Annotated in this window: 9 protein-coding genes; 6 read left to right on the forward strand and 3 right to left on the reverse strand. The window is 58.3% G+C overall.

What is annotated here, in order from left to right; genetic code table 11:
• Nucleotides 1-11: 11 nt before the first annotated feature.
• The 3 genes from gyrA to dnaA all read right to left on the reverse strand — a co-directional run bounded on the left by gyrA (nt 12) and on the right by dnaA (nt 6,719).
• Complete coding sequence (gene gyrA, locus ACTRXA_RS09305; RefSeq protein ID WP_442426921.1) at nt 12-2,429, reverse strand: DNA gyrase subunit A; 2,418 nt, start codon at nt 2,427-2,429, stop codon at nt 12-14.
• A gap of 49 nt (nt 2,430-2,478) precedes the next feature.
• Complete coding sequence (gyrB, locus tag ACTRXA_RS09310; RefSeq protein ID WP_442426922.1) at nt 2,479-5,082, reverse strand: DNA topoisomerase (ATP-hydrolyzing) subunit B; 2,604 nt, start codon at nt 5,080-5,082, stop codon at nt 2,479-2,481.
• 245 nt (nt 5,083-5,327) lie between these two features.
• Nucleotides 5,328-6,719, reverse strand: coding sequence for a chromosomal replication initiator protein DnaA (gene dnaA, locus ACTRXA_RS09315; protein WP_442426923.1), 1,392 nt, complete (start codon nt 6,717-6,719; stop codon nt 5,328-5,330).
• Nucleotides 6,720-7,222: 503 nt separating this feature from the next.
• Between dnaA and ACTRXA_RS09320 the strand changes: the two genes are divergently transcribed.
• The 6 genes from ACTRXA_RS09320 (at nt 7,223) to ACTRXA_RS09345 (ending at nt 11,887) form a co-directional block, all read left to right on the forward strand.
• Nucleotides 7,223-7,411 carry a hypothetical protein gene (locus ACTRXA_RS09320; protein ID WP_442426924.1) on the forward strand — a complete coding sequence of 63 codons (189 nt, stop codon included), beginning with the start codon at nt 7,223-7,225 and terminating at the stop codon, nt 7,409-7,411.
• Nucleotides 7,412-7,527: 116 nt separating this feature from the next.
• Nucleotides 7,528-7,917 carry a hypothetical protein gene (locus tag ACTRXA_RS09325; protein WP_442426925.1) on the forward strand — a complete coding sequence of 130 codons (390 nt, stop codon included), beginning with the start codon at nt 7,528-7,530 and terminating at the stop codon, nt 7,915-7,917.
• Nucleotides 7,910-8,362: a hypothetical protein gene (locus tag ACTRXA_RS09330; RefSeq protein ID WP_442426926.1), complete on the forward strand. Its 453-nt coding sequence runs from the start codon at nt 7,910-7,912 to the stop codon at nt 8,360-8,362. Before ACTRXA_RS09325 ends, ACTRXA_RS09330 begins: the two co-directional genes overlap by 8 nt.
• 977 nt (nt 8,363-9,339) lie before the next feature.
• Nucleotides 9,340-9,840, forward strand: coding sequence for a phage terminase large subunit (gene terL, locus ACTRXA_RS09335; protein WP_442426975.1), 501 nt, complete (start codon nt 9,340-9,342; stop codon nt 9,838-9,840).
• A gap of 214 nt (nt 9,841-10,054) precedes the next feature.
• Nucleotides 10,055-11,293 (forward strand): phage portal protein, encoded by a 1,239-nt coding sequence (locus ACTRXA_RS09340; protein ID WP_442426927.1) that lies wholly within the window; start codon nt 10,055-10,057, stop codon nt 11,291-11,293.
• A 66-nt stretch (nt 11,294-11,359) separates the two neighbouring features.
• Nucleotides 11,360-11,887, forward strand: a complete 528-nt coding sequence (locus ACTRXA_RS09345; RefSeq protein ID WP_442426928.1) for an HK97 family phage prohead protease — start codon at nt 11,360-11,362, stop codon at nt 11,885-11,887.
• The last annotated feature ends 17 nt before the right edge of the window (nt 11,888-11,904 follow it).

An 11,904-nucleotide genomic window follows, 5' to 3' on the forward strand; every position in this document is an offset into this window, starting at 1 on the left:
CCGGGCAGGGATCAGTCTTCGAGTTTTTCAAATCCGACGATCTGCGTGCCTTCTTCCATGCGGACCAGGCGCACGCCCTGCGTGTTGCGGCCCATGACGGAAATTTCACTGACTTCCATGCGGACGATGTTGCCGCGCGAGGTGACCACCAGCAGTTCGTCGTCGTCCTGCACCTGCTCGACGCCGACGAGGTGGCCGGTTTTTTCGTTGCAGCGGAGGGTGATGACGCCGCGGCCGCCGCGGCCCTGCACGGGGTAGTCGTCGATGGGCGTGCGCTTGCCCAGCCCGTTTTCCGCCACCGCCAGCAGGTGTTTGCCCGGTTCCACGATTTCCGCGCCCACCACCCGGTCGCCGTCCTTGAAACGGATGCCCGTCACGCCGCGTCCGGTGCGGCCGATGGGGCGCACGTCCTGCTCGTCAAAGCGGATGGCCATGCCGGAGCGGGTGGCCATCAGGATGTGCTGTTTGCCGTCGCTGATGAGCGCGGTGATGACGCGGTCGCCCTCGTCCAGCGTGAGGCCGATGATGCCGCCCTGGCGGGGCCGGCTGTAGGCTTGCATCGACGTCTTCTTCACGATGCCGCTCTCGGTGACGCAGGTGATGAACTTGTCGGCTTCGAACGTGTCCACGGTGAGGATGCTGGCAATTTTCTCGTCCGGTTGCAACTGTATGAGGTTGGCGATGGACTTCCCCTTGGCGATGCGGCTCGCTTCCGGAATGTGATACACCTTGAGCCAGTGCACGCGGCCAAGGTTGGTGAACACCAGCAGGTAGTCGAGGTTCGACGCCACGAACACCTGGTGCACCACGTCTTCCTCGTTGACCGCCATGCCCTTGATGCCCTTGCCGCCGCGTTTCTGTGCGCGGTAGTTGTCGATCAACTGGCGCTTGATGTAGCCGCCGCGGGAGTAGGTGACCACGACGTCCTCGTCGGCGATGAGGTCCTCGATGTCGATCTCCGCCTCGTCCGTCACCACGATCTCGGTGCGGCGCTCGTCGCCGTACTTGTCTCGGATGCGGACCAGTTCTTTCTTGATGATTTCGAGCTTCACGTCCTCGTGGGCGAGGATGTTTTCGTATTCGGCGATTTCCTTGCGCACTGCTTCCAGGTCGTCCACGATCTTCTGCCGCTCGAGCCCGGTGAGGCGTTGCAGGCGCATCTCGAGGATGGCCTTGGCCTGCGCTTCCGACAGACCGAACTGCGTCATCAACCCGTCACGCGCGCTGGCGGGATCGGCGGCCTGGCGGATCAACTGCACCACTTCATCGAGGTGGTCGAGGGCGATCTTGAGGCCTTCCAGGATGTGTTCGCGCTCGCGTGCTTTTTTGAGATCGTATTCCGTCCGGCGGGTGATGACCTCGCGGCGGAACAGCACGAACTGCTCGAGCGCGTCCTTGAGGTCCAGGAGACGCGGTTCGCGTCCCACCAGCGCCAGCAGGTTGATGCCGAAGGTTTCCTGCAGCTGCGTGTTCTTGTACAGGGTGTTCAGGATGACCTGGCTGTTGGCGCCCTTTTTGAGTTCAATCACCACACGGATGCCCTCGCGGTCGGATTCGTCGCGCAGGTCGCTGATGCCTTCGAGTTTCTTGTCGCGCACCAGTTGCGCGATCTTTTCCACGAGGCGCGCCTTGTTCACCTGGAACGGCAACTCGCGGATGATGATCCATTCGCGGTCGCCTTTCGGGCTTTCCTCGATCTCCACCCGGCCGCGCACCTTGATCTGCCCGCGTCCGGTATGGTAAGCCGCGCGGATGCCGGCGGTGCCGTAAATCAGCCCCGCCGTCGGGAAATCCGGCCCGGGCACGATTTTGATGAGGTCGTCGATACTGCACCCCGGGTTTTCGATGAGGTGGATGGCCGCATTGACGATTTCCGTCAGGTTGTGCGGCGGAATGTTGGTCGCCATGCCGACGGCAATGCCCGACGAGCCGTTGACCAGAAGATGCGGAAACGCCGCCGGAAGCACCGTGGGTTCCGTCGTCGATTCGTCGTAGTTGGCAATGAACTGAACGGTGTCTTTTTCGAGATCGTTGAGCAGCTCCTGCGTGATCTCGCGCATGCGGATTTCCGTGTAGCGCATCGCGGCCGCGGAGTCTCCGTCCACCGACCCGAAGTTGCCCTGTCCGTCCACCAGCGGGTAACGCAGGGCGAACGGCTGCGCCATGCGCACGATGGTGTCGTACACCGCCATCTCGCCGTGGGGATGGTATTTACCGATGACATCGCCGACGATGCGCGCCGACTTGCGGTAGGGCCGGTTGAACACGTTGCCCTGGTCGTGCATGGCGTACAGGGAACGCCGGTGCACCGGTTTCAGTCCGTCGCGGATGTCCGGAAGCGCGCGCCCGATGATGACGCTCATCGCGTAATCGAGATACGCGCTCCGCATCTCGTCTTCGATATTGATCAGCTCTACGGTCTGGCCCATGGGTCGTGTCTTTGGTTAAGGTCGTTGTGTGTTTTGCGCGGTGGCCGGCTCAGATATCCAGGTTCTTGGCATCCATGGCGTGTTTGTGTATGAATTCGCGGCGCGGCTCCACGGCGTCGCCCATCAACGTCGAGAACAGTTCCTCCAGCTCGACGATGTCGTCGGCGCGGACCTGCAGCAGCACCCGCGACTCCGGGTTCATGGTGGTTTCCCACAACTGGTCCGGGTTCATCTCGCCCAGGCCTTTATAACGCTGGATGTACATGCCGCCCTTGCCGGATTCCATGATGGCGTCCAGAAGTTCGTTCTTGTTGGGAAGCTGGCGCGACTCGTTCTTGTAATTCAGGGTGAACGGAGGCCGGTCGAGCCCCCGGATCGGCTCGTAATACGAATACAGTTTCTTGATGAGCGGGGATTTCACGAACTCCGCGTTGAACTGGACACCGAACTCGCGGCCCCAGCGACGGCCGGAAAACAGGAACTGGTAAAAATTCTTTTCCGGATCGTAGTCGATGGTGATGTAAAAATCCTTGATCGACGTCGTCACCTGGATCCATTTCTGGCCGTGCTCGGTTTTCGAGCGGTAGGTGTTGCCCTCCGGATCGTCGAACTCGATGCCGAATTTGCCGAACTCCGCCACTTCATCCTCGCCCAGCGTCTCGCCGTTTTTGAGGACAATGGGCACGTTTTTGAGACCCTCTCCGAGTTCGAACCGTTCCCGGCAATCGGCATCGATCAACTGGTCCATGATGTCCTCGATGGTTTTCAGCATGGTGCCCAGCGTGCGGAAGGTGTTCTCATCCATGGTCTGGCTCACCAGAGCGTCCAGAACCTCTGCCGGAATGTTGTTTTTGGAAATCATGTCCGTGCAATCGCGGTACTGGATCAACTGGTTGACGATTTTGACCAGTTCGGGTCCGGCGTAGGCGTTGCCGTTGTCGGCGATGTGGAGTTCCTGGTTCTCGCTGCCCTGCTCGACCAGGTACTGCGACAGGATTTTTTCGTCCTTGATGTACGTTTCCGACTTGCCGCGTTTGATCTTGAACAGGGGCGGCTGGGCGATATACAGGTATCCGCGTTCGATCACCTCCTGCATCTGCCGGAAGAAAAAGGTGAGCAGGAGCGTGCGGATGTGCGAACCATCCACGTCGGCGTCGGTCATGATGATGATCTTGTGGTAACGGATCTTGTCGACGTTGAAATCGTCCTTGCCGATGCCCGTGCCGAGCGCCGTGATGAGGGCGCGGATTTCGTCGCTGCTGATCATTTTGTCGTAGCGCGCTTTTTCAACGTTCAGAATCTTTCCCTTGAGAGGCAGGATGGCCTGGAACTTGCGGTTGCGGCCCTGTTTGGCGGAACCGCCGGCGGAATCACCCTCAACGATATACAGTTCGGACTCGGCCGGATCTTTTTCCGCGCAATCGGCGAGTTTTCCGGGCAGGGAACTGATTTCCAGCGCACTCTTACGCCGAACCAGGTCTTTGGCTTTCTTGGCCGCCTCGCGTGCCTGAGCGGCGCTGATGGCCTTTCCGACGATGGACCGGGCCACCGCGGGCTCTTCCTCGAAGACCTGGCCCAGCTTTTCGTTGACGATCTGCTCCACCTGGCCCTTGACGTCACTGTTGCCCAGGCGGCCCTTGGTCTGGCCCTCGAACTGCGGATCCGGGATCTTGACGCTGATCACCGCCACCAGCCCTTCGCGCACATCCTCGCCCGTCAGGCTGACGCCGGCGGTTTTGAGCAGGTTGTTCTGTGTGGCGTAACTGTTGATGGTGCGGGTGAGGGCGGAGCGGAACCCGCTCAGGTGCGTGCCGCCGTCCCTGGTATTGACGTTGTTGACGAAGGTGAAGATTTCTTCGGCATAACTGTCGTTGTACTGCATCGACAACTCCAGGAACATGTTGTCGCGTTCGCGCTCGATGTAGATCGGCTTGGGATGCAGGGTCTTTTTGTTTTTATTCAGGTGGTCGATGAACGACTGGATACCGCCCTCGAAAAAGAAATCGTGGCTGCGCCCGTCCCGCTCATCGTGAATCTTGATGCGCAGGCCCTTGTTCAAATACGACAACTCCCGCAGGCGGTTCGACAGGATGTCGAAACTGAAATTGGTGTCGGGAAAGATTTCGGGATCCGGCCGGAAGTCGATCTTGGTGCCGGTGGTGGTGGTTTGCCCCACTTCTTCCAGGGACGTGACCGGTTTGCCGCGCTCGTATTTCTGCTGGTAGATCCGGTTATCGCGCTTGATCTCCAGTTCCAGCGTCTCCGCCAGCGCGTTGACGACCGAAACACCGACGCCGTGCAGGCCCGCCGACACCTTGTACGTGTCCTTGTCGAACTTGCCGCCGGCATGCAGGGTGGTCATCACCACTTCCGCGGCAGACATGTTCTTGCCCTTGTGGTGGTCCACGGGGATGCCGCGGCCGTTGTCCGATACGGTCACACTGCTGTCGACGTGCAACTGGACTTCAACCTCGGTGCAGTATCCGGCGATGGCCTCATCCACGCTGTTGTCCACCAGCTCGTAAATCAGGTGGTGGAGCCCGTCCTGGCCTGTACCCCCAATGTACATAGCGGGTCGCTTGCGGACAGCTTCCAGACCTTCCAGGACCTTGATATTGGACGAGTCGTAAACAGCCTTTTGCGGTGTTTCCATCAGTTCCAGATCAGAGAGAAATAATAAATAACAAGATAGTTGTTGTAGAAGGCGCTGTGGGAATGTGGAAAATCAGTCTAAATTAATGAATTTAAAGGAATAATTGATTTAACAACTCATGTGGCCGAACGCCTCGAACGCATTGCGGGTGGGGACAGATTCGTACCTTATATAATTATACCCGAATAGGGCCCCTTTAGGACACAAATTTTGCCCAGGTTTTCCACAAATTTTTAAGGAATGGCTCAGCTTTCGAGGATGTTCAGAATCTGCTGGATGGACCCGGTCATCTCGTTGTTTTCCTTGACCAGCGAGGAAATCTTGCGGTGGGAGAAAATGACCGTGGTGTGGTCTTTTCCACCGAATTGCCTGCCGATCTCCGGAAGCGACGCCTGGGTGTATTCCCGGCAGATGTACATGGCGATCTGGCGGGGGATGGAGATGTCCCGGGACCGCTTCTTGGACTTGAGGTCGGACACCCGGATGCTGAAGTACTGCGCCACGGTTTTCTGGATGTTGGCGATGGAGAAGTTCTTGTTCTTGTCCACCGTGAAATCCTTCAACACTTCCTTGGCGAGCTCCAGGTCGATGTCGCGCCGCGTGAAAGAAGAGTAGGCGATCACGCGCAGGAGAATGCCCTCCAGCTCGCGGATGTTCGACTTGATGTTGTTGGCGAGGAACATGGCGACGTCCTGCGAAATTTCCTTTTCATGGATATCCGACTTTTTGTAAAGAATCGCCATTTTGGTTTCGAGGTCCGGCGGCATGATGTCGGCGATAAGTCCGCTTTCGAACCGCGAACGCAGACGCTCCTCGATGTTCTTCATGTCCTTGGGGTACCGGTCGCTCGAAACGACGATCTGCTTGTGGTACTCGTACAGCGAATTGAACGTGTAGAAAAACTCTTCCTGCGTGCGTTCTTTTCCTGCAATGAACTGAATGTCGTCAACGAGAAGCACGTCCAGAGGACGGTACCTTTCCCGGAACGCGGCCATCTTGTCCCGTTTGATCGATTCAATCAGGTCGACGGTGAAGCGTTCCGCGGAAATGTAACGGACGCGCAGGTTGGGGTTCTGATTTGAAATCTGGTTGCCGATGGCGTGCAGCAGATGCGTTTTTCCCAGACCCACCGCACCGTACAGGAACAACGGATTGTAGGTGTACGCCGGTTTCTGCGCCACGGCCTGGCACGCCGCGTGGGCGAACTGGTTGTTGGGCCCGATGACAAAACGGTCGAACGTGTACTTCGGGTTCAGGAAACTTTCCGCGCGCGGAGATTCACCCACTTCCACGTGTGGTGAAGAAGGGGGAGGGGTCTCCATTCCCGCTTCAGACGGGGCCGAAACGGGGTGATGCCCGTTGCCATTTCCATTTCCATTGCTGTTGGACGGGGTTGAAACACCGTTTACCTGAAAACACACTTCCAGTTTCTTGTTCGCGATATTTTCCAGCGTCTCTTGAATCAACTCCAAATAGTTTTCCCTAAGACACCGTTCAAAGAAACGGTTGGGAACCACCAGGGTGAGTGTGTTTTCGTTTTTGGCGCAGGGATAAAGCGGGGTGAACCATGTGTTGAAGTTTTCAGGAAGAATTTTCTGTTCGATGTGATCGAGACAATTCTTCCATAGAGCGTCCATAAACCCAGCCCCTTCTACTTGAGAAAAATCGTGTGGACGAAATATAAATGTGAGGAGAGAACGCGTTGAATATATAAAACGGTCTGAACCAATTCAACCACAAAAAACGGGCAGAAAGTTCTTTCAAAAATAAGTCGTGCAATAACAGGTTAATTGCCTGATTAAAAATTTGTTACTCACATATTTTCCACAGGTGTTCAATTTGTGGAAAACCCGCCCCTCCTTTTTTGGTATCAGAACACATTCAAAAATATAAGGTTACAGGCTTTATACCCTGGGCCGTGCGCTGTTGGTAGAAACCGGTCGCCAACGGCTGAACGCAGGCGGACGCGCGATCACGGGGATCCCGTCGACAGCCCGGGCCGTTTGCCGGTTCTTCACCTCACCCGTCTTGCCGCGCACAAGACGACCCCTGCCTGTATATGGAACGGACCGGAACGTCCGGTCCGTTCCTCCCGCCTCTTTCAATTTGTTTTTGGTTTTTATCATTTAAGGGAGACATCATGAACTGGTTGCGAGGAAAAAAAACCTACCTGGTCGCGGCGATGATGGTCGCCATTTCGATTATCAATCTCATGACGGGTGACGCGTCGCTGACCGAACTGGTCTCGAGTCCGCACTTCAACACCCTGCTGGAAGGCATCGGTCTCGGCACTTTGCGTGCCGGCGTTTCCAAAAACCTGTTTCGATAAAAAAAAATTGAATACGAATTTTCCCGGCCGGGTTTGTTCTTTTCTTCCTTCCTGTGTCGGCCACGCCGCAGGATCGCGAGCATTCTTCCATCATTCCACCCCCCAAATCCGAAGCCATGACCCTTTCGTTCCTGCAAATCCTCACGCCCTACATCACGCTCCTGCTCACCGCGGGCATCTGGGTGGTGGGTTGGCTGATGAAAAAACTCATCGCGGAGAACGACCGCCACTTCCTCGAAGTCAAAACCGAACTGAAGGCGAAGATCGACGAACGGGGCGGCGTGCTGGAAAAACGCATCGACAAACTGGAGCGCGACCTGGAACTGCTGGAACGTTCGCGTCTGGCTGATCACAAATACCTGTACGAGCAGTTCGTGCACAAGGACGGCTTTCACCGTACCGTCGGCCGCACCGAAAGCGCCATCGGCAGGATCTTCAAACAGCTCAACGAACTCAACCGTGTGGTGAACCGCAACATCGGCGCCGCGGAAAACAACCATGACTGACACCCCGCCTGATCCCACTCTCGTAGTTCTGCTGGAAGAGGTGACCGCGCTTCGGCAATCGATCCAGGAGATTTTGCACCACGCGCCGGAAGAGGTGCAGCTGCACCGCATCCACGGCATGTACGTCGGCCACATCCTCGACATCCGCAAAACGCTTCTGCAGGAACAGGCGGCGGACAAGGAGGCGTTGCTGATCGACGCGCTCCGCGCCGTGGTGCGGTTTCTGCTGGAACGCGGGGAAGAGGGGATGGCGCAGTTCGTCGGCGACCATCTGGAAGCCATCGGTGAAAAGGTGAAAGAGACGTGGCAGGATTCAAAAACATTTCCAGGCTGGCAAACGGCTACGCGGACATCCGCCGCACCCTCGCCCGCGCCATCACCCCTTTCGGACGCACCAGCGCCGGGCATAAAGAGGAACGGCGGCAACGGGCGTGCCGGGACCTGAAGTTTTTCGCGGAAACCTACTTTCCCCATTACCTGACGGAAAAACCGTCGAAGATGCACCGCCACTTCTACCGGCGGTTCCAGCAGGCGATCGACCGCGCCCAGTCGCCGAAACAACGCGGCAAGGGATCGTTCCCCTCCCGCATCGCCCAGGCGGCGCCGCGCGGTCACGCCAAATCGACGATCACCTCCCTGATCCTGCCGTTGTGGTGCATCGCGACAGAGAAACGCAAGTTCATCGGCCTGGTGTCGGACACCACCGAACAGGCGGCGGACTTCCTCGAATTCATCAAGGCGGAGCTGGAAGTCAACGAGAGGCTACGCGAAGATTTTCCGCAGGCCTGCGGCGAAGGCAGGACGTGGAAATCGGGACAGGTCATCACCGCCAACGGCGTCAAACTCAAATGCTGGGGCAAACGTAAGGCCATGCGCGGCGCCCGGCATGGTCATCGAAGGCCAGACCTCATTATATGTGACGATCTGGAAAGCGACGAGAACATCGATTCGCCCGAGCAACGCGCCAAAGACCGCGAATGGTTTTTCAAAGCGCTGATGAAGATCGGCGGACGCTACTCCGTGTACCTCGTCGTCGGCACGCTGTTGCATTACGATTCGCTCCTGGCGCACCTCTTGAAGCGGCCCGGCTGGCAGGCCGACACCTGGCGCGCCGTGATGGCGTGGTCGGCGTCGCCGTTGTGGGTGGAATGGGAACACCTGTTCGCCGCGCGCAAGGAAAAGGAGGCGGACCGGTTTTTTTCCCAGCATAAAAAGAAGATGTTGGCCGGCACCGAGGTGCTGTGGCCGAAGGTCGAGGACTATTACTATTTGATGAAGATGCGGGTGAGCGACGGCCCGGCGTACTTCGATTCGGAAAAGCAGAACCAGCCGATCAATCCCGATGACTGCCTGTTCCAGGAGGGCTGGTTTCGTTACGTGGAAGAAGACGATGTGGCGCGCAAACTGGCGGAGGGGGCTTATATGGAAATTTACGGCGCCGTCGATCCGTCACTCGGCAAGCAGTCGCAGAAAGCGGATCCCTCGGCCATCGTCATCGCCGGCGTGGACGCGGAGGGCTGCATCGACGTGCTGGAAGCGGACATTCAGAAGCGGCACCCGGATGCCATCATGGAAGACCTGTTCGCCTGCCATCAACGGTACGGACTCGCCGTGCTGGGCATCGAGGAGATTCAGTTCCAGGAGCTGTTCAAAGACCTCGTTATTAAGGAGAGCGCGAAACGGAGGTTGTATCTGCCCGTCGAGGGTCTCAGGCCGAATACCGACAAAGTGCTGAGGATCACCAAGATTCAGCCGCAGATCAAGAACGGCGTCATCCGCTTCCGCCGCCACCAGACCCAGCTCCTGGACCAGCTCCGTTACTTCCCCAAAGCCGACCACGACGACGGCCCCGACGCCCTCGAAATGACCTTCTCCCTCATCACCCAGGCGCACCACTCCGGCCCAAGGGTGAGGTTTTTGTGATTGGAACAGGTTTTTTAAAAAGGAATGGTTTCAAAAGTTTGAAACCAGTCATTATCCGAACCCTCCTTTTTAAATCCGCAAACCCTCTTTTACATAACCGTTTAGCCAAAATTCCCCTTGTCCTGTCTGCTGTATGCAGGACGGGTTGAGGGTTTTCTGCTCCCTTCCCTGCCGTTTCACTTTCCAACCTTCCTTCGACGGAAACGCCTCTCTTATGAACATCACCGACTGGTTTCAACGCAAAGTCAGCGCCACCACGCGCGCGCTCACCCTGCTCATGCCGCTGCGTCCCGGCTCGGGTCTCCGCGGCAGCTACGAATCGCTGGCGCGCGAGGGCTACATGCAGAACAGCGTCGTCCACGCCTGCGTGAAAGAAATCGCCGAAGCCGCCGCCGGCGTGCCGTGGTCGCTCTACCACCGCAAACCCGACGGCAACCTGGAAGAGGTCTCCAACCACCCGCTCCTGCAACTGCTCGACCGGCCCAACCCCTTCCAGGGCAAATTCGAGTTGATCGAGCGTTGTGTCGCGCACCTCTACCTCTCCGGCAACGCCTATGTGGAAGCGGTCGGACCCGACCGCGCCGCGCACGCCAAAACCCCGCCGACGGAACTCTACGCCCTGCGCCCGGACCGCATCACCATCCTGCCCGATCCCACCCGCTTCATCCGCGGCTACGAGTACACGGTCGGCGGGCAGACGGTGCGCTTTGCGCCGGAGCAGGTGCTGCATCTCAAACTGTTTCATCCGCTCGACGACTGGTACGGCCTGTCGCCGGTGCAGGTGGCGGCGCTCTCGGTGGACAAGATGAATGCGTCCGACAAATGGAACGCGGCCTTGTTGCAAAACTCCGCCGTGCCTTCCGGCGCGCTGGTGTCGAAGAAGCGTCTCACCGACGAGCAGTATTCTCGCCTCAAGGACGAGATGCGTGACCAGGTGCAGGGCATTGCCAACGCACGCGCGCCTTTGTTGCTGGAAGAGGACATCGAGTGGAAAGAGATCGGCCTTTCGCCGCGCGACATGGACTGGATCGACGGCCTGCGTTTCAGCGCCTTGCAGATCGCGCAGATCTACAATGTGCCGCCGGAGCTCATCGGGCTGCAACCCGCCACCTACCAGAACCGCAAAGAAGCGCGCAAGGCGTTGTACACGGAAGTGGTCCTGCCCCTGCTCACGCGACTGCGCGACGCGCTCAACAACTGGCTTTTGCCGCGGTTCGGCGACGCACTGTTTCTCGATTACGACGCCGACCGCATCGACGCCCTGTCTGAAGACCGCGACTCGTTATGGCGGCGCGCCGTGCAGTCGCATTTCCTCACCCTCAACGAGAAGCGCGAGATGGTGGGCTACGCCGCCGTGCCCGATGGCAACCGCCTCTTCCTGCCGCAAAACCTCACCCCGCTTGGCCAAAAACCAGTGTCCTATCCCAATTCGGACTCTCCCACTCTTCATTAGATAGTTTCTGCTTCTGCACCCCTGTAACCGCTCACGCCTGGCGTGCCACTTTTGGAGTGTTCTTATATGGAGTACAAATCCTTCGCATTCAAACTCGACGACGTGTCGGACACGGGCCGCTTTCAAGGTTACGCCGCCACCTTCGGCAACGTCGATCTCGGCCTCGACGTCGTGCACAAAGGCGCGTTCCTTCACTCGCTGTTGGAGACGCATGGCCGCGTGCCGATCCTCGACCACCACGACCCCGCCCGCCAGGTGGGCTGGAACCTGGAAGCGCGCGAAGACGACCACGGCCTGTTCGTGCGCGGCCAGCTCGACCTCAACGTGCAGGCGGCGCGGGAGCGTCACTCCCTCATGAAGATGGCGGCGCAGATCGGCGGTCACACCGGACTCTCTATCGGATTCCAGACGGTGCGCGAGGAAACCGACGCCAACGACTTCCGCGTGCGCCATCTGAAAGAAATCCGCCTGCTCGAGTACAGCCTCGTCACATTTCCCATGAACCCGGAAGCGGGCGTGACGCGGGTCAAGACACACGGCCCCCTGGCGCTTGCCGACTCGCTTCAATCGTTGCTCAGCACGTTGCGGGCCTGAAACGCATTCCTTCCTCT

The organism is Nitrospina sp. P1_D6 (assembly GCF_052156615.1).
Lineage (GTDB): Bacteria > Nitrospinota > Nitrospinia > Nitrospinales > Nitrospinaceae > Nitrospina.